Below are 21,457 nucleotides of genomic sequence, written 5' to 3'. Positions count from 1 at the left end.
TTATGACAGCCGGGCGCGCCAGCCGCCCCCGGCCGATCGGACAGGATGGCGACTCGCCGCGACATCGGCGCGCCCGGCGCCTCGCGCCGCGCCGCCGGGCGCCTCGAAACGAAACGGGCCTGCCATCGCTGGCAGGCCCGTCCCGGCACCGCGGGCGGTGCTCAGCCCTTGATCACGTCGGCGCCCTTGGGCACCGCGAAACGGAAGGTATCGGCCGGCAGCGCGGGATTCGTCTGCATATTGGTGAAGGTCAGCAGAGTGACGTTGCCGAACACGTCGTGCAGCTCCATCGCCGCCAGCGTGCCGCCCTTGAAGCCGATGCCGATGCGCTGGAACTGCGTGTCCTGCGACTTCGGCTGCATCTCGACCCAGTCGATGCCGCCCTTCTCGCCGGCGTCGCGCAGCGTGTAGTTCTTCTCGATGTCGTTGCTGCCGAACAGGATCGCGGCCGGGCTCGCGCCGAGCGCGCCCGAAAGCTTGCGCTCGGTGACCTGGTTCAGGTCCTTGTCGTAGACGTAGAGCGTGTCGCCGTCGGCCTGCAGCAGTTGCTGGTACGGCTTCTCGTAGGACCAGACGAACCGGCCAGGGCGCGAGAACACGAAGGTGCCGCTGGAATTGTCGGTCGGCTTGACGGTCGGCATCGCGCCGCTCGCCCCCTTGGAAGGGGCCTTGACGATCTGCTGGGTGAAACCGCCCTTGGCGGTCTTGACCTGGGCGATGAAGGCCTTGAGCTGGTCGGTGCCGCCCGCGAAGGCCTGCGAGGCGACCGCCATCAGCGAGGCGCCGGCCAGCGCCGCGACGAAGCGGCGAACCGCGGGGAACTGCACGAACGAGAATGCTTGCATGAGGTGGGTTTCTCCCTGATTGGCGGGCCGGCGCCGATGCGGCGTCATTCCGCGTCGCGGGCCGGCACCAGGATTTCGCGATTGCCGTTGGACGACATGGCCGACACGAGCCCCGATTGCTCCATCTGTTCGAGCAATCGCGCCGCGCGGTTGTAGCCGATGCGCAGATGGCGCTGCACCAGCGAGATCGAGGCGCGGCGGTTCTTGACGACGACCTCGACGGCCTGGTCGTAAAGGGGATCGGACTCGTCGCCGCCCTCGCCGGTTCCCGCGCCGGCCGAGCCTTCCTCGCCGTCGGCCACGCCACCCTCGAGCAGGCCCTCGATGTAGTTCGGCTCGCCGTGCTCCTTGAGCTTCTCGACGACGCGGTGCACCTCGTCGTCGGACACGAAGGCGCCGTGCACGCGCACCGGCAGGCCGCTGCCGGGCGGCAGGTAGAGCATGTCGCCCATGCCGAGCAGCGATTCGGCGCCCATCTGGTCGAGAATCGTGCGCGAGTCGATCTTCGAGGACACCTGGAAGGCCATGCGGGTCGGCACGTTGGCCTTGATCAGGCCGGTGATCACGTCCACCGAGGGGCGCTGGGTGGCGAGGATCAGGTGGATGCCGGCCGCGCGCGCCTTCTGCGCGATGCGCGCGATCAGCTCCTCGACCTTCTTGCCGACCACCATCATCAGGTCGGCCAGCTCGTCGATCACCACCACGATATTGGGCAGGCGGCCGAGCGGCTCGGGATCCTCGGGCGTCAGGCTGAACGGGTTCGGGATCTTCTCCTCGCGCTTGGTCGCCTCGTCGATCTTGTTGTTGTAGCCGCCCAGGTTGCGCACGCCGAGCTTGCTCATCAGCTTGTAGCGGCGCTCCATCTCGGCGACGGTCCAGTTCAGCGCGTTGCCGGCCTGGCGCATGTCGGTGACGACCGGGCAGAGCAGGTGCGGAATGCCTTCGTAGACGCTCATTTCCAGCATCTTCGGGTCGATCAGGATCAGCCGGACCTGGTCGGCGGTGGCCTTGTAGAGCAGCGAGAGGATCATCGCGTTGATCCCCACCGACTTGCCCGAGCCGGTGGTGCCGGCCACCAGCAGGTGGGGCATCTTGGCGAGATCGGCGCATACCGGCTTGCCGCCGATGTCCTTGCCCAGGCCCATGGTGAGCGCCGAGGACGCGGCGGCATAGACCTCGGAGCCGAGGATCTCGGACAGGCGCACGGTCTGGCGGCGCGGGTTCGGCAGCTCCAGCGCCATGTAGTTCTTGCCGGGAATCGTCTCGACCACGCGGATCGACACCAGCGACAGCGAGCGCGCCAGGTCCTTGGCGAGCCCGACGATCTGGCTGCCCTTCACGCCGGTGGCCGGCTCGATCTCGTAGCGCGTCACCACCGGGCCCGGATAGGCGGCCACCACGCCGACCTCGACGCCGAAATCCTTGAGCTTCTTCTCGATCAGGCGCGAGGTGAATTCCAGCGTGTCGGCCGGGATCGCCTCCTGGGACTGGGTGGCGGCATCGAGCAGGGAGATCGCCGGCAGGGTGGAGTCGCCCGGCAGGTCGGTGAACAGCGGCACCTGGCGCTCGCGCTCGACGCGCTCGGACTTGGCCGGCGTGACGATCGGCGGCACGATGGTGACCGGCTCGTGCTCCTCGATGCGCACCCGCTCCTCCTCGACCTTGCCCTCGCGACGCACCGCGGCGGCCTCGCCGAGCTTGCGGTCGCGCTCGGCCTCGCGGCGCAGCTTGGCCAGCGTGAAGGCGTTGATGATCGCGTCGCCCACGCGCTCGCAGACCGACAGCCAGGAGAAGCGGAAATACAGGGAAAGGCCGATCGCGAGCGCGATCAGCAGGAACAGGGTACCGCCCGTGAAGCCGAGCGCGTGCGAGACGCCGCGCGCGACCATCTCGCCGACCACGCCGCCCGGCGCGCGCGGCAGCGGCACCTTCAGCGACCACATGCGCAGCGCCTCGATGCCGTCGCTGGCGAGCATCACCAGCACGAAGGCGAAGCCCTCGGCCAGCCAGCCGATCGGGCGGGCCGGCGGTTCCTCGTCGAGCGCCTCGTGGCGCGTGATGCGGCGGTAGTTGGCGGCCACCCGGCGCGCCAGCAGCACCACCAGCCAGTAGGCGGAGATGCCGAACAGCAGCAGCAGGATATCGGCCGTCCAGGCGCCGACGCGCCCGGCCCAGTTCGAGATGTGGTCGATCTGGACCGCATGCGTCCAGCTCGGGTCGCGACGGCTGTAGCTCAGCAGCGCCATCAGCAGGAACGCGAACACCGCGACCTGCAGAATCCAGCGAATCTCGACGAACAGCCGCGACATACGATGCGGTAGCGCCTGCGCCTGAGCCGTAAAGGGAGCTTTTGCCATGAATCCGTGTAGAAGAGGCGGCCACGCCGGGCCGGCCGCCGATCGTTCGATCGCGATTATTGTAAACGCAGCCGCGACCGGGCAAGTGTAAATGACGGTAACCCGCCGATCGAGGCATGCTATCGGCGCGATAAAAACGCCGGTTCGGCAGTGCAGCAAACGCCCCTTTATAATGCGCGTCTGGTACCCATCTATGGCATCGTCCCCGGCGCGCAAGGCGCGGCCGGGCCGGCATGCCGCCTTGCCGAGCGCCACGTCATCCGGGCGCCCGGCCGCTTTTAACGGATCCTGCACATGTCCACGCCCAAACACGCGAAAGTCCTGATTCTCGGTTCCGGCCCCGCCGGTTATACCGCGGCTGTCTATGCCGCCCGCGCCAACCTGTCGCCGCTGCTGATCACCGGCCTGGCACAGGGCGGCCAGCTGATGACCACGACCGACGTCGAGAACTGGCCGGCGGACCCGAACGGCGTGCAGGGCCCGGAACTGATGCAGCGCTTCCTGGAGCACGCCGAGCGCTTCAACACGGAAATCGTGTTCGATCACATCCACACGGCCAAGCTGGAGGAAAAGCCGATCCGCCTGATCGGCGATTCGGGCGAATACACCTGCGACTCGCTGATCATCTCGACCGGCGCCTCGGCCCAGTACCTCGGCCTGGCCTCGGAAGAAGCCTTCATGGGCAAGGGCGTGTCGGCCTGCGCGACCTGCGACGGCTTCTTCTATCGCAACCAGGAAGTGGCGGTGGTCGGCGGCGGCAACACCGCGGTCGAGGAAGCGCTCTACCTGACCGGCATCGCCAAGAAAGTGACCGTGATCCACCGCCGCGACAAGTTCCGCGCCGAGCCGATCCTGATCGACCGCCTGCTGGAGAAGGAAAAGGAAGGCAAGGTCGAGATCAAGTGGAACCACGTGCTCGACGAAGTGACCGGCGACGACTCGGGCGTCACCGGCGTGAAGATCAAGCACACCGGCACCGGCGAGACCGAGCAGCTCACGCTGCAGGGCGTGTTCGTGGCGATCGGCCACAAGCCGAACACGGACCTGTTCCAGGGCCAGCTCGAGATGAAGGACGGCTACATCGTCACCAAGAGCGGCCTGGCCGGCAATGCCACGGCCACCAACATCCCGGGCGTGTTCGCGGCGGGCGACGTGCAGGACCACATCTACCGCCAGGCGATCACCAGCGCCGGCACGGGCTGCATGGCCGCGCTCGACGCGCAGCGCTACCTGGAAAGCCTGCACGACGCGAAGTGAGACGTCGGCCGGCCGGGCCGCGCGCGGCGACGTTACAATAGCGTCGCCACGCGCCGCAGCCCGCCCGGCCTTCCGAAGGCCGCTGCTCCGCGCAGCGGCCTTTTTCATTCCCGCCCCACCTTCGATCCGTAGACCATCATGGCGAAGAACCAGCCCCATCCGAGCGACCCGGCCAAGCGCCGCGCCGCCGCCCCCGCGGCCCAACCGGCCGAGCCGATCGTGCCGAAACCCGAGCCCGGCGCCCTCCAGGGCGGCCTGGCCGGCCTCGGCGCCCTGCGCGATTCGCTCAAGGGCGAGGCCGAGCGGCGCGCCAGGCAGCAGGTGCAGGTCGCGCGCGAGACGCGCGAGGCCGAGCTCAATGCCAACCTGTTCCGCAACGAGATCGGCGCGATCACGCCGCTGGCCACGCCGCCGCGCGTGCCTGCCCGCCGCGAGCCGCCGCAGCCGGTGCCCAAGCAGACCCGGCTCGACGAGGAAGCGGTGCTCAGCGAGACGCTGTCCGACGAATTCGACCCCGAGACGCTGCTCGACTCCGACGAAAGCCTCTATTACCACCGCCCCGGCATCAGCCGCGAGGTGGTGCGCAAGCTGCGCAGCGGCGCCTGGATCGTGCAGGCCCAGCTGGACCTGCACGGCATGCGCCGCGACGAGGCGCGCGAGGCGCTCGCCGTGTTCATCCGCGAGGCCGGCAAGAAGGGGCTGCGCTGCCTGCGCGTGATCCACGGCAAGGGGCTCGGCTCGGTCGGCAAGGAGCCGGTGCTCAAGGGCAAGGTGAGGGCCTGGCTGGTGCAGAAGGAGGAAGTGATCGCCTTCTGCGAGGCGCGCGGCAACGACGGCGGCGCCGGCGCGGTGCTGGTGCTGCTGCAGCCGACCTCGATGCTGGGCCTGCTCAACGAGAGCGATCGCGGCACGCCGCGCGAGGTGCGCTGACGCCGCGTCGAGAATCGATGGCGCGGCGGCGGCGTCGAGCGCCGCGCCGCCCATGCGAAACGGGCCGCCCTTGGGCGGCCCGTTTTTTTGTCGCCACGGCCTTCGCCGCGCCAGGCTCAGGCGATCCGCGCTTCCGTCGACGGATCGAACACCACCGCCTTCGAGACGTCGAACAGCAGCTTGAGCTGCTGCTTCGGCTGCGGGTTCGCGGCCGGGTGCACGCGGCTCACGATGCGCTTGCCGTTGACCTGGGCGAACACGTGCGTATCCGGGCCGGTCGGCTCGGTGACGTCCACCACCACGTCGATCGGCTGCAGCGAGGAAGCCTGGCCGTCATGGGCATTGCGCGCGTCGGTGATGCGCTCCGGGCGCAGGCCCAGGATCACCTCGCGGCCCACGTGGCCGTTCATCTTCGAGCGCTCGAAAGGCAGGTTCAGCACGCCGCGCGAGGCGCCGGTATCGATCTCCAGGCCCACGCCGCTACCCTGCTCCACGACCCGGCCATTGATGAAGTTCATCGGCGGCGCGCCGATGAAGCCCGCCACGAACAGGTTCGAGGGCGAATCGTAGATGTCCTGCGGCGCGCCGAACTGCTGGACCACGCCGTCCTTCATCACCGCGATGCGGTCGCCCAGCGTCATCGCCTCGATCTGGTCGTGCGTCACGTAGACGATGGTGGTGCCCAGGCGCTGGTGCAGCAGCTTGATCTCGGCGCGCATCTCGATACGCAGCTTGGCGTCGAGGTTCGAGAGCGGCTCGTCGAACAGGAACAGCGAGGGATCGCGCGCGAGCGCCCGGCCCATCGCCACGCGCTGGCGCTGGCCGCCCGAGAGCTGGCCCGGCTTGCGGTCGAGCAGGTGCTCGATCTGCAGCATCGCGGCGACGCGATCGACGATCTGCTTCTGCTCGTTCTTGGGCACCTTGCGGATGTTCAGGCCGAAGGAGATGTTCTCCTTGACCGTCATCGACGGGTAGAGCGCGTACGACTGGAACACCATCGCGATGTCGCGATCCTTCGGCGAGAGATCGTTGACGACCTTGCCGCCGATGCGGATCTCGCCCTTGGTGACGGTCTCCAGGCCGGCGATCATGTTGAGCAGCGTCGACTTCCCGCAGCCCGAACCGCCGACCAGGATCAGGAACTGGCCGTCCTCGATGTCGATGTCGACGCCCTTCAGGACCGGCACCCCGTTCGGATAGGTCTTGTACACGTCACGGATGGAAAGGCTTGCCATGCTGTGAATCCTCTGTCTCAGGTGCGGCGTCTCGCGCCGCGTCGGTTCTGCTCGCCGCGCGGGACGATGTGCCCGCGCAGCCGGTTCGTTCAGGAATACTGGCCGCGGATCAGCCCTTCACCGCGCCCGCCGTGAGGCCGCGCACGAAGTAGCGGCCGGCGACCACGTAGACCAGCAGCGTGGGCAGCGCGGCGATGATCGCGCCCGCCATGTCGACGTTGTATTCCTTCACGCCCGTCGACGTGTTCACGAGGTTGTTCAGGGCCACCGTGATCGGCATCGAATCGACGCCCGAGAACACGATGCCGAACAGGAAGTCGTTCCAGATCTGGGTGAACTGCCAGATCAGGCAGACCATGAAGATCGGCAGCGAGACCGGCATCAGGATCCGCGTGAAGATCGTGAAGAAGCCGGCGCCGTCGATCCGCGCGGCCTTCACCAGTTCCGCCGGCACGCTCACGTAGAAGTTGCGGAAGAACATGGTGGTGAAGGCGATGCCGTAGACCACGTGCACCAGCACCAGGCCGGCGGTGGTGTTGGCCAGGCCGAAGTAGCCCTCGACGCGCGCCATCGGCAGCAGGATCACCTGGAACGGGATGAAGCAGCCCACCAGCAGCAGCGTGAACAGCGCGTCGGCGCCGCGAAAGCGCCAGTGCGTGAGCACGTAGCCGTTGAACGCGCCGATCAGCGAGGAGATCAGCACGGCCGGGATCACCATCTTCAGCGAGTTGAAGAAGAACGGCTTCATGCCGTCGCAGCGCACGCCGGTACAGGCCGAGCCCCAGGCCTTGAGCCAGGGGTCGATGGTCCAGCTGGTGGGCGGCGTCAGCAGGTTGCCGGTACGCAGCTGGTCGAGATCCTTGAAGGAGGTCGACAGCATCACGTACAGCGGGAACAGGAAGTAAATCGCGAACAGGATCAGCACCGCGTAAATGACGGCGCGGCTGATCGTCATCTTAGGCTGCATTGCGGGTGCTCCTCGATTCCATATACATCAGCGGCACCAGCACCGCGACCACGGTCGCGAGCATCATCACCGACGAGGCCGCGCCGACGCCGAGCTGCCCGCGATTGAACGAATAGGTATACATGAACATGGCGGGCAGCGAGGACGAGGTGCCGGGGCCGCCGGCGGTCAGCGCGACCACCAGGTCGAAGGTCTTGATCGTGATGTGGCAGAGGATCAGCAGCACCGAGAAGAACACCGGGCGCATGCTCGGGATCACGATCTTGCGGTAGATGGTCGGCAGGGTCGCGCCGTCCACCTGGGCCGCCTTGAAGATCTCGCCGTCCACGCCGCGCAGGCCGGCCAGGAACAGCGCCATCACGAAGCCGGTCGATTGCCAGACCGCCGCGATCACCACGCAGAAGATCGCCTTGTCCGGATCGTCCAGCCAGTTGAACGAGAAGCTGGTCCAGCCCCAGTCGTGCAGCACCTTCTCCAGGCCCAGGCCCGGGTTCAGGATCCACTGCCAGGCCGTGCCGGTGACGATGAAGGACAGCGCCATCGGGTACAGGAACACCGCGCGCAGCGCGCCTTCGTTGCGGATCTGCTGGTCGAGCAGGATCGCCAGGAACAGGCCGAGCACCACGCACAGCACGATGAAGGGAATCCCGAACCAGCCGAGGTTGGCGGCCGAGGTCCACCACACGTCGTTCTGGAACAGGTCCGTGTAGCGGCCGAAACCGTCGAAGGTGTAGTTGGGCAGCAGTCGCGACTTGGTCAGCGACAGGTAGCCGGTGATGACGATGAAGCCATAGATGAACACCACGGCGATCGCGATGCTGGGTGCGAGCACCAGCTTCGGTATCCAGCGATCGGCCAATGCCGAGAGCGGCGACGTGCGGCGGGCGACGTCAGCGCGGCCGGGTTCGTTTCCGCTGAGAGGGGCAGCCACTTGATTCGACTCCTGGAACGAGGGTGCCGCCGCCTTGGGGGCGAGGCGCGCGGCATCGGGTACGGCGCGGGCCGCGTGCGGCCGGCCCGTTTGCGACGGTACGGGCGAGGCCAGGCCTCGCCCGTGCTGCCTTTACTTCACCTTCGCGGCCTTCACCAGCGCGGCGACGGCTTCCTTCGGATCCTGCTGCGAGTTCATGAACTTGGTCACGACGTCGCTGATCGCGCCGGCGGTGGCATCGCCCTGCGCCATGCCGTGGGCCAGCGAGGGCACGTAGCCGCCGGCCTTCAGCGCGGTCTGCTCATCCGCGTAGGACTTCTTCGCGCAGTCGTCGTACTTGTCCATCTTCACGCCCAGGCGCACCGGGATCGAGCCCTTCAGCAGGCTGAACTGCTCCTGGAAGTCCGGCGTCATGATGGTCTTGGCCAGCGCGAGCTGACCCGGCGTGGCGTTCTCCGAGCCCTTCTGCTGGAAGAACACGAAGGAGTCGACGTTGAACGTGTAGGCGTTCGAGGTGCCCGGCACCGGCGCGCAGATGTAGTCCTTGCCCGACTTCTTGCCGGCGTTCTCGAACTCGCCCTTGGCCCAGTCGCCCATGAACTGCATGCCGGCCTTGCCGTTGATCACCATCGCCGTGGCCAGGTTCCAGTCGCGGCCGTTACGGCCGGCATCGAAGTAACCCTGGATCTTGCGCACCGTGTTGAACACGTCGAGCATCTTCGGCGAGCCCAGCGTGGCCGGGTCGAGGTTGACGATCGCCTTCTTGTAGAAGTCGGCGCCTTCGGACAGCACCACGTCTTCCCACAGCGTCAGGTCCTGCCACGGCTGGCCGCCCATCGCGATCGGCTGGATGCCGGCGGCCTTGAGCTTGTCGGCCAGGGCGAAGAATTCCGGCCAGGTGGTCGGCACCTTGGCGCCGACCTTGTCGAGCGCGGCCTTGTTCAGGTACAGCCAGTTGACGCGGTGCACCGAGAACGGCGCCGCCACGTAGTGGCCCTTGTACTTGATGATCTTGTCGATTTCCGGCGGCAGGTTCTTGCCCCAGTCGCCGGCGGCCGAGTCGATGTTGACGAGCACGCCCTGGTCCGCCCAATCCTGGATCAGCGGGCCCTTGATCTGCGCGGCCGACGGGGCGTCGCCGCTGATCACCTTGGTCTTGAGCGCCGTCATGGCCGCGGCGCCCGCGCCGCCCGCCACCGCGAAGTCCTTCCACACGTAACCTTGCTTCTGCAGGTCGTCCTTCAGCACGCCGACCGCCTTGGATTCACCGCCCGAGGTCCACCAGTGCAGCACCGTGACGTTCTCGGCAGCCTGTGCCGTGGCGGCGCCGAACATCAGGCCTGCGGCGCACAGCGCGCCCATCATCGCGCGAACTTTCATTACTCATCTCCTCCAGTTTGGATTAACCGACTCGTGAGGCTCTCGTGCGTGCGAGAGCCGGCTTGCTCAGGAACTTGCGAAACGAAACAACCGGGATATCGCGCCGCGAACGACCGGAAGACGGTCGGGCCGTGGCCGGCCGCAGGCGCTCAGGGACTGAGTGGATCGAGATTCAAAGAGTGTCTCCTCTGATCTGTTGGTTCCGGTCCCGCCGCCGCGCGGCGCCGAACCTCGGGGCCGTCGCGGACCGGCTCGTGATGCGTTTCGCCAATGTCCTTTAACATGCGGTCTCGGCGCGCTGCCGCACCGGCCGTCCCGTCCGAAGAGCGCGCTTCCCCGACATCCATCGTGTGCGCTTCTTTTTCTTCTTCCGGGTCTACCCCTTGCGGCGGATTGTAGTTAAACTACAATTCAGTGTCAAAAATATTTTTATCGCACTACGGCTCCGCTTGCCGCCGTCCGCGCCCGTCGGAACGGCCCAGCCAGGCGGCTTCCCTCCATGCCGTGGTACGCGCATTTCCAACCGGGCGGAGACAATGCAAAACGATTCCAGCAGCTTCACCTTCGTATTGTTCGGCGGCACCGGCGACCTGTCGATGCGCAAGATCCTGCCGGCACTGTTCGAGGCCCATCGCGCCAACATGCTCGCCGAGTCCGGCCGCATCGTCGCGGTCGCGCGCCACGATGCGGATCGCGCCGGCTATCACGACTGGGTCGAGGAGCACGTCAAGCCGCATGCGAGGAAGGCGTCCGGCAGCGCCTTCGACGAAGCCGCCTGGAAGCGGTTCCTGGAACGCATCGACTATCTCAACGTCGATCTCGGCCGCCCCGCGGACTACCAGGTCCTGCGCGAGGCGATCGGCGAGCTGCCCGGCACGCGCGTGTTCTACCTGGCCACCGGCCCTTCCCTGTTCGAACCGATCTGCAAGGCGCTGGCCGGCGTCGGCCTGAGCGAGGGCGCGCGCATCGTGCTGGAGAAGCCGCTCGGCTACGACCTGGCCTCCTCCAACGAGATCAACGACGCGGTCGGCGAGATCTTCGCGGAAGACCAGATCTACCGGATCGACCACTACCTCGGCAAGGAGCCGGTGCAGAACCTGCTCGCGCTGCGCTTCGGCAATGCGCTGTTCGAGCCGCTGTGGCGCCGCGAATGGGTGGAGAGCATCCAGATCACGATCGCCGAGGAACTGGGCGTGGAGGCGCGCGGCGACTTCTACGACAACACCGGCGCGCTGCGCGACATGGTGCAGAACCACCTGCTGCAACTGCTCTCGATCATCGCGATGGAGCCGCCGCATTCGATGGATTCGGATTCGGTGCGCGACGAGAAGCTGCGCGTGCTGCGCGCGCTCAAGCCGATCGATCCGCGCGACATCAGCAAGGTGGCGGTGCGCGGCCAGTATCACGCCGGCACCATCAAGGGCAACCCGGTGCCCGGCTACGCGACCGAACCCGGCGTGAAGCCCGACAGCAACACCGAAACCTACGTGGCGCTGAAGGTCGAGATCGAGAACTGGCGCTGGGCCGGCGTGCCCTTCTTCCTGCGCACCGGCAAGCGGCTGGCCGATCGCGTCGCCGAGATCGTGGTCAATTTCCGCGCGGTGCCGCATTCCGCGCTCGGCCCCAATGCGTTGCGCGCCGGCACCAACCGGCTGGTGATCCGCCTGCAGCCCAACGAGACGATCCGCCTGTATTGCCTGGCCAAGCAGCCCGGCGAGGGCATGAACTTGGCCAGCGTGCATCTCGACCTGGCCTTCGACCAGTTCTTCAAGGAAGGTCAGATGGAGGCCTACCAGCGCCTGCTGCTCGACGTGATCAACGGGCGCCTGGCGCTGTTCGTGCGGCGCGACGAGCAGGAAGCGGCCTGGCGCTGGGTCGAGCCGATCCAGAACGAATGGCAGAAGTCGCTCAAGCCGCCCAAGCCCTACGCGGCCGGCACCTGGGGCCCCGCGGCGGCCAGCGCGATGCTCGCGCAGCACGGCACCTGCTGGCTCGAGGAAGAAAACTGAAACACGCGTTTGCAACACGCCTGACGCGGCCCGCCCCGGCCGCGACTCGCCGGAGTCCCCCGCATGACCACCGAATTCAATAAAAGCAGCCTGGAGGAGAAGTGATCGAGCTTCACGCATTCGAAAGCCCGCAAGCGCAGTGCGAGGCGCTCGCGCAGGCGGTGCGCGCGGCGCTGGCCGCGCCGCTCGCCGAGCACCCGCGCGCGACGCTCGCCGTGTCGGGCGGCACCAGCCCGCGTCCGTTCCTGCAAACCCTGTCCACCGCCGAGCTCGACTGGGCCCGCGTGGACGTGAGCCTGGTCGACGACCGCTGGGTGGCCGACACCGACGGCGCCAGCAACGCGCAACTGGTGCACGACACGCTGCTCCAGAACGCCGCCGCCGGCGCGCGTTTCCTGCCGCTGGTCGACACCTCGGCCACGCTCGAGGCGCAGGTCGCCGCGCTCAACGCGAACCCGGCCTACCGGCTGCCGAACGTCGCCGTGCTCGGCATGGGCGAGGACGGCCATACCGCCTCGATCTTCGCCGACGCGCCCGAATGGGAGCTGGCGATCTCGACCACCGCGCGCTACGTCGCCGTGCATCCCGGCGCCGCGCCGCATCCGCGCGTGAGCCTCTCGCTCGACGCGCTGCGCCGCGTCGAGCGGCTGTTCCTGCTGATCGCGGGCGCCCGCAAGCGCGAAGTGCTGGAGGCCGCCGCCGCGGCGCCGCAGCGCAACGCAATTTCCCAACTGGCCAACGACAAGGGGACCCAGCTCGATGTCTACTGGTGCGCAAACTAAACCGGCTGCCGGCCAGCACGCCGACGGCCCGCGCCTGCTCGCCGACGTCGGCGGCACGAACGCGCGCTTCGCGCTGGAGACCGGCCCCGGCGAGATCACGCAGATCCGCGTCTATCCCGGCGCCGACTACCCGACGCTGACCGACGCGATCCGCAAGTATCTGAAGGACGTCAAGATCGGCCGCGTCAACCACGCGGCGATCGCGATCGCCAACCCGGTCGACGGCGACCAGGTGCGGATGACCAACCACGACTGGAGCTTCTCGATCGAGGCCACGCGCCGCGCGCTGGGCTTCGACACGCTGCTGGTGGTCAACGACTTCACCGCGCTGGCGATGGCCCTGCCGGGCCTGACCGACGCGCAGCGCCAGCAGATCGGCGGCGGCACGCGCCGCCAGAACAGCGTGATCGGCCTGATGGGCCCGGGCACCGGCCTGGGCGTGTCGGGGCTGATCCCCGCCGACGACCGCTGGATCGCGCTGGGCAGCGAGGGCGGCCATGCCAGCTTCGCGCCGATGGACGAGCGCGAGGACCTGGTCATGCAGTACGCGCGCAAGAAGTGGCCGCATGTCTCGTTCGAGCGCGTGTGCGCCGGGCCCGGCATCGAGATCGTCTATCGCGCGCTGGCCGGTCGCGACAAGAAGCGCGTGCCCGCCAACTTCGGCACGCCCGAGATCGTCGATCGCGCGCATGAAGGCGACGCGCTCGCGCTCGAGGCGGTCGACGTGTTCTGCGCGATCCTCGGCACCTTCGCCGGCAACCTGGCGGTCACGCTCGGCGCGCTCGGCGGCGTGTACATCGGCGGCGGCGTGGTGCTCAAGCTCGGCGAGCTGTTCCTGAAGTCGCGCTTTCGCGAGCGCTTCGAGTCGAAGGGCCGCTTCTCCGACTACTGCGCGAACGTGCCGACCTACCTGATCACGGCCGACTACCCGGCCTTCCTCGGCGTCTCGGCGATCCTCGCCGAGCAACTGTCGAACCGCTCGGGCGGCGCCTCCTCGGCGGTGTTCGAGCGGATCCGCCAGATGCGCGATGCGCTGACGCCGGCCGAGCGACGCGTGGCCGACCTAGCGCTCAATCACCCGCGCTCGATCATCAACGACCCGATCGTCGACATCGCGCGCAAGGCCGACGTCAGCCAGCCGACCGTGATCCGCTTCTGCCGCTCGCTGGGCTGCCAGGGCCTGTCGGACTTCAAGCTGAAGCTGGCCACCGGCCTGACCGGCACGATCCCGATGAGCCACAGCCAGGTGCACCTGGGCGACACCGCCACCGACTTCGGCGCGAAGGTGCTCGACAACACCGTGTCGGCGATCCTGCAGTTGCGCGAGCACCTGAACTTCGAGCACGTCGAGCATGCCATCGACATCCTCAACAATGCGCGGCGCATCGAGTTCTACGGCCTGGGCAACTCGAACATCGTGGCCCAGGACGCGCACTACAAGTTCTTCCGCTTCGGCATCCCGACCATCGCCTACGGCGACCTGTACATGCAGGCCGCCTCGGCCGCCCTGCTCGGCAAGGGCGACGTGATCGTGGCGGTGTCGAAGTCGGGCCGCGCGCCCGAGCTGCTGCGCGTGCTCGACGTGGCGATGCAGGCCGGCGCCAAGGTGATCGCGATCACCTCCAGCAACACGCCGCTGGCCAAGCGCGCCACCGTGGCGCTCGAGACCGATCACATCGAGATGCGCGAATCGCAGCTGTCGATGATCTCGCGGATCCTGCACCTGGTGATGATCGACATCCTCGCGGTGGGCGTGGCGATCCGGCGCGCCGCGCCGAACGCCGAGATCACCGAGGCGGTCGCGCAGGCCAAGGCGCGCGCCGGCGAGGACGAATCGGCCGACGTGCTCGACTGGCTCAGCCACGGCGCGGCCCCGGCCACGCGCGACTGAGCGCGGCCGGCGGCGGTAGCCGCGATGAACGGCCGGAAACACGAAGGGCCGGCGCTTTCGGGCGCCGGCCCTTTGTTTTTGGCTGCTGTTAAGGCGCGGCCGCGAACGCGCGCGCCGCGCGAACTCAGTCGCCGCGCACCGGCCGGCCGTGCCAGCGGATCACCAGCCGGCGGCCCAGGAAGCAGAGCGCGCCGGTGATCGCTATCGTCACGCCCATGCCGAACGGCGTGCCGTCCGCGAGCAGCCCCACCACGGCGCTGGCGACCGCGCCCAGGCCGAGCTGCATCGCGCCGAACACGGCCGCGGCCGCGCCCGCGTTGTGCGGATAACGATGCATCAGGTCGGTCGAGCAGTTCGCCGACAACAGGCCGATCACGCCGACCACGAAGAACAGCCCGGCGACGATCGACCAGAGTCCGCCGATTCCCGTCAACGAGAAGAAGGCCACGCAGAACGAGGCGATGCAGCTGATCAGCGAGGCCGCCGAGATCAGGCGCAGCGAGCCGAAGCGGCCGACCGCGCGAGTGTTGATGAAGTTGCCGATCATGATGCCGGCGATGTTCAGGCCGAACAGCAGGCCGTAATGCTGCGGCGAGACGTGGAAATACTCGATGTAGACGAAGGGCGTGGCGGTGATGTAAGTAAGCATCGACGCGAAGGCCATGCCGCCGCAAAGCATGTGCCCCCAGGCCACCGGATCGCGCAGGATGCGCCCGTAGGCCATGAAGGACTGCAGGATCGCCGAGGACTTGCGGCGCTCCTTGGGCCAGGTCTCGGGCACCTTCAGGAAGGCCGCGATGGTGCAGCCGATGCCGAACAGCGTGAGCACCACGAACACCATGCGCCAGCCGGCGAAGCGCAGGATCTGGCCGCCCAGCAGCGGCGCGAGCAGCGGGCCGACCGAGGTGACGATCGCCACCATCGACAGCACCTTGGCCGCGTCGGCCGGCTCGTGCGCGTCGCGCGCGATCGCCCGCGACAGCACCGAGGCGGCACCCGCGCCGAGCGCCTGCAGGAAGCGCAGCACGATCAGGCTGCCGATCGACGGCGCCACGAAGCAGCCCGCGCCGGCCACGGTGAACAGCACGATCCCGCCCAGCAGCACCGGGCGGCGCCCCAGCGAATCCGACAGCGGCCCGTACAGCAGCATGCCCAGCGAGAAGCCCGACAGGAAGCTGGTCAGCGTCCACTGCACCGCCGATGCGCTGGTGCCCAGGCTCTCGGCCACCGAGGGCATGCTCGGCAGGTACATGTCGGTGCCGATCGGCCCGCACGCGGCCAGCGCACCGAGCAGCATGATCAACCGGGCGTCGGGCCGGCGCCGTATCGCGTTCGACATGGGAATTCTCGCGTGCGGCCGGGACCTCGCACGGCTAGGCGCCACGCGGCCCGACTCGGTTTGAACGACGGCCGGGCGGCCGCCGCGAAGCCACGATTGTACGCGCGAGCCCGGCTTCGCGAGTCCAAGCCCGCGCCGCGCGCCGGGCCTTGGCGTGCCGGTCGGCCACTCGCGCGCGGGCGATCGGGTAAGCTCGCGCTTTGCGTGCGCGCGCGCCGCCGGGCCCGCTTCCCGTCTTCTTTACGTTCTCCTGCTGCCACGACATGACTGCCTTCCTGCTGATCTGGAGCCCCAAGAAATGGCCCTGGCCCGAGCTGCCCGAGGTGGCCGCGCGCGTGCGCGCCGGCGAGGCCGTGCGCGACGTCTGGGGCTGCGGTTTCTCGCGCAGCATCCTGCCCGGCGACCGCGTGTTCCTGCATCGCGTCGCCCAGGAGCCGAAGGGCGTGTTCGGCTCCGGCTACGTGATGCGCGCGCCCTACGAAGTGGCGGACCCGAACACGAAGCGCGGCTACCGGCTCTGCATCGATTTCGTCTACGACTGGCTGGTCGACGGCCACAGCGAGGTGGTGATCGCGCGCGACGCGCTGCGCGTCCACCCGTTCTCGGTGCAGACCTGGGACGCCCAAACCTCCGGCACCTCGATCAAGCCCGTCGCCGAGGGCGCGCTGGAAAAACGCTGGGCCGAACTGACCGGCAAGCGCAAGCCGCCCAGGCTCTGAGGCAACCGTCCCCGCCCTCGCTCCCGCCCTCGTCCGCGGCCCGGCAGGCCCACCCCGCGCGAGGGCCGGGCGGGCCGCGCCAGAACCGCCCCGGCGACTCTTCGGTACAATCTGACGATCGTTTCGTCCGCATCCGGCGCGGAAGATGCGGCCCCCGCCGCGCCTGCCCGGCTGCCGCCTCCGTCTAGCAGGACCTATCCATGTCGAACAATCAAACGCTCTTCGAACGCGCCCAGCGCACCATCCCGGGCGGCGTCAACTCGCCCGTGCGCGCCTTCCGCTCGGTCGGCGGCACGCCGCGCTTCGTGTCCCGGGCCCAGGGCCCCTACTTCTGGGACGCCGACGACAAGCGCTATATCGACTACATCGGCTCGTGGGGCCCGATGATCGTCGGCCACGTCCATCCCGAGGTGCTCGAGGCGGTGCAGCGCGTGCTGGCCGACGGCTTCTCGTTCGGCGCGCCGACCGAGGCCGAGATCGAGATCGCCGAGGAGATCTGCAAGCTGGTGCCCAGCATCGAGCAGGTGCGGATGGTGTCGAGCGGCACCGAGGCGACCATGAGCGCGTTGCGCCTGGCGCGCGGCTTCACCAACCGCAGCCGCATCGTCAAGTTCGAGGGCTGCTACCACGGCCACGCCGACAGCCTGCTGGTGAAGGCCGGCTCGGGCCTGCTGACCTTCGGCAACCCGACCTCGGCCGGCGTGCCGGCCGACATCGCCAAGCACACCACGGTGCTGGAGTACAACAACGTGGCGGCGCTGGAGGAAGCCTTCGGCGCATTCGGCGACGAGATCGCCGCCGTGATCGTCGAGCCGGTGGCCGGCAACATGAACCTGGTGCGCGGCACCCCCGAATTCCTGCAGGCGCTGCGCGCGCTGTGCAGCAAGCACGGCGCCGTGCTGATCTTCGACGAGGTGATGTGCGGCTTCCGCGTCGCGCTCGGCGGCGCGCAGCAGCATTACGGCATCCAGGCCGACCTGACCTGCCTGGGCAAGGTGATCGGCGGCGGCATGCCGGCGGCCGCGTTCGGCGGGCGTCGCGACATCATGGCCCAGCTCGCGCCGCTGGGCGGCGTCTACCAGGCCGGCACGCTGTCGGGCAACCCGATCGCGGTGGCCGCCGGCCTCAAGACCCTGCAACTGATCCAGGCCCCCGGCTTCTACGCGGCGCTCACCGCGCAGACCAAACGCCTGGCCGACGGCCTCGCCGCCGAGGCGCGCGCCGCCGGCGTGCCGTTCGCGACCGACGCGATCGGCGCGATGTTCGGCCTCTACTTCACCGAGGCGGTGCCGACCAGCTTCGCCGAGGTGACCAGGAGCGACATCGCCAGCTTCAACCGCTTCTTCCACCTGATGCTCGACGAGGGCGTGTATTTCGCGCCCTCGGCCTACGAGGCCGGCTTCGTCTCCAGCGTGCACGACGACGCCGTGATCGATGCAACGCTCGCCGCCGCGCGCCGCGCCTTCGGCGCCCTGGCTGCCGCCTGACCACCGGATAGGGAGACGCGCATGTTCTCGGAATCGGATTTCGCGCATATGCAGCGCGCGCTCGACCTGTCGTCGCGCGGGATGTACACCACCTCGCCGAACCCGCGCGTGGGTTGCGTGATCGTCAAGGACGAGGTGGTGATCGGCGAGGGCTACACCCAGCCGGCCGGCCAGGACCACGCCGAGGTGCAGGCCATGAAGGACGCGCGCTCGCGCGGCCACGACCTGCGCGGCGCGACCGTCTACGTGACGCTGGAGCCCTGCAGCCACTTCGGGCGCACGCCGCCTTGCGCGCTGGGCCTGATCGACGCGCGCGTGGCCAAGGTGGTGGCGGCGATGGAGGACCCGAACCCGCTGGTCTCGGGCAAGGGCCTCGGGATGCTGCGCGACGCCGGCATCGACGTGCGCTGCGGGCTGCTCGCGCAGGAAGCGCGCGAGATGAATATCGGCTTCGTGTCGCGCATGACGCGCGGCCAGCCCTGGGTGCGCATGAAGTCGGCCATCTCACTGGACGGCCGCACCGCGCTGCCCGACGGCCAGAGCCAGTGGATTACCGGCGAGGCCGCGCGCGCGGATGGGCACGCCTGGCGCGCGCGCGCCTGCGCGATCCTGACCGGCATCGGCACGGTGCGCGAGGACGATCCGCAACTGACGGTGCGCGGCATCGACACACCGCGCCAGCCGCTGCGCGTGCTGGTGGACAGCCGGCTCGAGGTTTCGCTGGAGGCGAAGCTGCTGAGCGGCGCGCCGATCCTGATCTTCTGCGGCGAGCTCGACGCGGCCGGCGAAGGCCGCGCCGCCGCCCTGCGCGACCGCGGCGCCGAGGTGGTGCCGCTGGCCGGCCCGAACGGCAAGGTCGATCTGCCGGCCTTGCTGCAGGCGCTCGGCAAGCGCGGCATCAACGAGCTGCATGTCGAGGCCGGGCACAAGCTGAACGGCTCGCTGCTGCGCGAAGGCTGCGTCGACGAGCTGCTGATCTACGTCGCGCCGACCCTGCTCGGCGACAACGCGGCAGGCATGTTCAATCTCGCCGCGCCGGCCACGCTGGAACAGCGCGCGCGCCTGCAATTCCATACCATCGACCGGATCGGCGAGGACCTGCGCATCCTTGCGCGCTTCGCCGCCGCGTCGGCCAACTGAATCTGCTTACGGGAATCTCACGATGTTTACCGGAATCGTCGCGGCGGTCGGCCGCATTGAATCGATCGCACCGCTCGGCACCGAGGCCGATGCCGGCGTTCGGCTGGTGGTCCGCGCCGGCGGGCTCGACCTGGGCGATGTCGCGCTCGGCGACAGCATCGCGATCCAGGGCGCCTGCATGACGGCGATCGAGGCCACCGCCGAAACCTTCACCGTCGACGTATCGCGCGAGAGCCTGAACAAGACGGTCGGCCTGAGCGAGCTGGGCGAGGTCAATCTCGAGAAGGCGCTGCGCGCGCACGACCGGCTGGGCGGGCACATCGTGTCGGGCCATGTGGACGGGCTCGGGACGGTCACGCATTTCGCGCCGGTGGGCGAGTCGCACGAGCTGCGCGTGCTGGCGCCGAAGGCGCTGGGCAAGTATCTGGCCTACAAGGGCTCGATCACGGTCAACGGCGTGAGCCTGACGGTCAATGCGGTGAAGGATCTCGCGGACGGCTGCGAGTTCTCGATCAACCTGATCCCGCATACGGTGCAGGTCACCACGCTGCGGCATCTGAAGGCGGGCTCGAAGGTGAATCTCGAGATCGATATGATTGCGCGGTATGTGGAGCGGATGCTTGGCGCCGGCCAGGATGGCGCCGCGGTACTGAAATAATCCGGAGCCTGGATGCGCCGGCGCCCTGCCGGCGTTTTGCCGGATCATCTACCGTTGCTTGCGAAGGTAGACGGCCGTGTTCCGCGGCTCGTCTGCCGTCAGCTCTCCATAACGATCAACGCGAAGGCTCAACGCGTGCGTCCGCCACGCGAGCAGCGCCGACGATCGTCCCATCGGGCGCCTCGAGCAAGACCGCCAGCTTCTCCCCGGCCGGGGGACTCGCCTGCAGCGTGAGCGCCGTGCCGGACCAGCTGCCGATGCTCGCCAGCGCTCGCACGATATTCGATTCGGTAAGCGTGTTCCCGCTGTTCTCCCCGCGTCCGACCGGCGTCACATGACGCGTGTCGTAACCCACCAGCAGGACCTGGGCCTGTCCGCTTCCTGAGCCGATCGACACTGTCACGCCCTTGCCGTTGGCCATTGCGCTGACGTTCGCGGACGTCGTCGCCGACGACCGCGCACGATCGATCGCGGCATCCACCGCCGCGCGATTCGAACCCACCACGGCGGATTTCCCATCCACCACCAGTTCGGGGGTATAGGCGAAGCCGTGGAAACGCTGCACATACCGATCCTGGCGCGCGTCGGAAATCGAAAGCGAGAACGGATCCTTCCATCCCAGCTGGTTCCAGTAGGTCACGTGAAAGGCCAGCGGCAACACGTCCTTGCGCGCGTCGCTCAGCTCGTTCAGGTAGCTGTCGGCCGGCGGGCAGGACGAGCAGCCCTGCGAGGTGAACAGTTCGATGACGACCGGGCGAGGCGCGTCGGCAAACGCGGGGAATGCCAGCAAGCTGGCGGCGCTCGCGCAGATGACGGAAAGGAAACGGGCGAACATGGGAGGCTCCGGGGTGGCTGATCACGGTAGTTCGTTCGCCGGTGCCGTTCGGTTACGCACGGCGGTGATCAAGCATCGAGGAGGATTCGGCCCCTTGCCGTGCATGCGGCAACAGCCCGCGACATCGGAGCGTTCGACACCCGCCAATCTGGCCCCCACAATCCCCGCTTCCCCTCAATGGAATCGAGAACGCCCATGTCGATGGAATTCGAAGTCCCGCCGGGAATCGGGAATGTGGATCAGTGGCGCACGCATTGTCGAAGGATCCGCGCCCGGGCGGAGGATTTTCTCGCGGATCGCCTGAGCCTCGTCGAGACAGCGCGGGAGCTGTTGCGGCTGGCCTACTGGGCCAAGGTCGGCGGCGATCCGGAGTTCCAGGTGTTTCGGATGATTGACACGGAGACGCGTTTCCTGCCCGTCGGCGAAGTCCGGAAATACTGGGCACCTGAAGCCCTGGAACGCGAGGACGTCCAGATCCGCGCGACCGAGGCAACCTGGAGCGAGCGTGCACGATACGCCGCCGATCGGCTGGTGGAGCGGTATCAATGGACACTCCCGCGCAACCGCCGCCTCGCGACACGACGCGAAACGCCCAGGCCGGCCGCCGGCCCCGATCAAGCTCCCCATTCTTGAAGGCATCGAGCGCGTGCAGCATTGGCGCATGGTTCGCCTCGCTCCTGCCGCCGCTCATCCGA

The 21,457-nt window shown here is 68.3% G+C and carries 18 protein-coding genes; 10 read left to right on the top strand and 8 right to left on the bottom strand.

Going from position 1 to position 21,457, the window contains the following annotated elements:
* Nucleotides 1–161: 161 nt before the first annotated feature.
* The gene (gene lolA / locus BM43_RS28040; RefSeq protein ID WP_013696921.1) at nt 162–845 is read right to left on the bottom strand and encodes an outer membrane lipoprotein chaperone LolA; all 684 of its coding nucleotides are present in this window, start codon (nt 843–845) and stop codon (nt 162–164) included.
* Between the two features lie 44 nt (nt 846–889).
* Nucleotides 890–3,202: a DNA translocase FtsK gene (locus tag BM43_RS28035; RefSeq protein ID WP_013696920.1), complete on the bottom strand. Its 2,313-nt coding sequence runs from the start codon at nt 3,200–3,202 to the stop codon at nt 890–892.
* A gap of 294 nt (nt 3,203–3,496) precedes the next feature.
* On the opposite strand from BM43_RS28035, the gene trxB reads away from it, so the two are divergent.
* Together trxB and BM43_RS28020 are read left to right on the top strand one after the other, a co-directional pair.
* Nucleotides 3,497–4,459, top strand: a complete 963-nt coding sequence (gene trxB / locus BM43_RS28025; protein WP_036037547.1) for a thioredoxin-disulfide reductase — start codon at nt 3,497–3,499, stop codon at nt 4,457–4,459.
* 138 nt (nt 4,460–4,597) lie between these two features.
* Entirely contained in the window at nt 4,598–5,389 is a 792-nt protein-coding gene (locus tag BM43_RS28020; RefSeq protein ID WP_036052466.1) for a Smr/MutS family protein, read from the top strand.
* Between the two features lie 116 nt (nt 5,390–5,505).
* Here the strand turns inward: BM43_RS28020 and BM43_RS28015 are convergent, their stop codons facing one another.
* From BM43_RS28015 to BM43_RS28000, 4 genes are all read right to left on the bottom strand, one after another.
* Entirely contained in the window at nt 5,506–6,624 is a 1,119-nt protein-coding gene (locus BM43_RS28015; RefSeq protein WP_013696917.1) for an ABC transporter ATP-binding protein, read from the bottom strand.
* 109 nt (nt 6,625–6,733) lie between these two features.
* Complete coding sequence (locus tag BM43_RS28010; RefSeq protein WP_036052468.1) at nt 6,734–7,591, bottom strand: carbohydrate ABC transporter permease; 858 nt, start codon at nt 7,589–7,591, stop codon at nt 6,734–6,736.
* Nucleotides 7,581–8,522, bottom strand: coding sequence for a carbohydrate ABC transporter permease (locus BM43_RS28005; RefSeq protein WP_013696915.1), 942 nt, complete (start codon nt 8,520–8,522; stop codon nt 7,581–7,583). The genes BM43_RS28010 and BM43_RS28005 overlap by 11 nt, the downstream gene beginning before the upstream one ends.
* A gap of 132 nt (nt 8,523–8,654) precedes the next feature.
* Nucleotides 8,655–9,902 (bottom strand): ABC transporter substrate-binding protein, encoded by a 1,248-nt coding sequence (locus tag BM43_RS28000; protein ID WP_036037544.1) that lies wholly within the window; start codon nt 9,900–9,902, stop codon nt 8,655–8,657.
* A gap of 536 nt (nt 9,903–10,438) precedes the next feature.
* Between BM43_RS28000 and zwf the strand changes: the two genes are divergently transcribed.
* The 3 genes from zwf (at nt 10,439) to BM43_RS27985 (ending at nt 14,584) form a co-directional block, all read left to right on the top strand.
* Nucleotides 10,439–11,911: a glucose-6-phosphate dehydrogenase gene (gene zwf, locus BM43_RS27995; protein WP_013696913.1), complete on the top strand. Its 1,473-nt coding sequence runs from the start codon at nt 10,439–10,441 to the stop codon at nt 11,909–11,911.
* A gap of 101 nt (nt 11,912–12,012) precedes the next feature.
* Entirely contained in the window at nt 12,013–12,693 is a 681-nt protein-coding gene (gene pgl / locus BM43_RS27990; protein ID WP_036052470.1) for a 6-phosphogluconolactonase, read from the top strand.
* Nucleotides 12,671–14,584: a bifunctional transcriptional regulator/glucokinase gene (locus tag BM43_RS27985; RefSeq protein WP_036052472.1), complete on the top strand. Its 1,914-nt coding sequence runs from the start codon at nt 12,671–12,673 to the stop codon at nt 14,582–14,584. The genes pgl and BM43_RS27985 overlap by 23 nt, the downstream gene beginning before the upstream one ends.
* Before the next feature lie 124 nt (nt 14,585–14,708).
* On the opposite strand, the gene BM43_RS27980 is transcribed toward BM43_RS27985, so the two are convergent.
* Nucleotides 14,709–15,923: a Bcr/CflA family multidrug efflux MFS transporter gene (locus BM43_RS27980; RefSeq protein WP_025098123.1), complete on the bottom strand. Its 1,215-nt coding sequence runs from the start codon at nt 15,921–15,923 to the stop codon at nt 14,709–14,711.
* Nucleotides 15,924–16,186: 263 nt separating this feature from the next.
* Here BM43_RS27980 and BM43_RS27975 point away from each other — a divergent pair, with 263 nt between their 5' ends.
* The 4 genes from BM43_RS27975 to BM43_RS27960 all read left to right on the top strand — a co-directional run bounded on the left by BM43_RS27975 (nt 16,187) and on the right by BM43_RS27960 (nt 19,927).
* Nucleotides 16,187–16,642, top strand: coding sequence for a hypothetical protein (locus tag BM43_RS27975; RefSeq protein WP_036052476.1), 456 nt, complete (start codon nt 16,187–16,189; stop codon nt 16,640–16,642).
* Nucleotides 16,643–16,842: 200 nt separating this feature from the next.
* A complete protein-coding gene (gene hemL / locus BM43_RS27970) occupies nt 16,843–18,129 on the top strand; it encodes a glutamate-1-semialdehyde 2,1-aminomutase (protein ID WP_036052478.1) in 1,287 nt (428 codons plus the stop codon).
* Between the two features lie 21 nt (nt 18,130–18,150).
* Entirely contained in the window at nt 18,151–19,269 is a 1,119-nt protein-coding gene (gene ribD, locus BM43_RS27965) for a bifunctional diaminohydroxyphosphoribosylaminopyrimidine deaminase/5-amino-6-(5-phosphoribosylamino)uracil reductase RibD (protein ID WP_036052479.1), read from the top strand.
* A gap of 22 nt (nt 19,270–19,291) precedes the next feature.
* Nucleotides 19,292–19,927, top strand: coding sequence for a riboflavin synthase (locus tag BM43_RS27960; protein ID WP_036052480.1), 636 nt, complete (start codon nt 19,292–19,294; stop codon nt 19,925–19,927).
* 115 nt (nt 19,928–20,042) lie between these two features.
* Here the strand turns inward: BM43_RS27960 and BM43_RS27955 are convergent, their stop codons facing one another.
* The gene (locus BM43_RS27955) at nt 20,043–20,762 is read right to left on the bottom strand and encodes a DUF1223 domain-containing protein (protein WP_036052482.1); all 720 of its coding nucleotides are present in this window, start codon (nt 20,760–20,762) and stop codon (nt 20,043–20,045) included.
* A gap of 195 nt (nt 20,763–20,957) precedes the next feature.
* Here BM43_RS27955 and BM43_RS27950 point away from each other — a divergent pair, with 195 nt between their 5' ends.
* Nucleotides 20,958–21,395: a hypothetical protein gene (locus BM43_RS27950; RefSeq protein ID WP_036052484.1), complete on the top strand. Its 438-nt coding sequence runs from the start codon at nt 20,958–20,960 to the stop codon at nt 21,393–21,395.
* Nucleotides 21,396–21,457: the final 62 nt, after the last annotated feature.

The organism is Burkholderia gladioli (assembly GCF_000959725.1).
GTDB classification, from domain to species: domain Bacteria; phylum Pseudomonadota; class Gammaproteobacteria; order Burkholderiales; family Burkholderiaceae; genus Burkholderia; species Burkholderia gladioli.
Note: the sequence above shows the minus strand (reverse complement) of the source record. Positions and strands in the feature narration are given on the sequence as shown.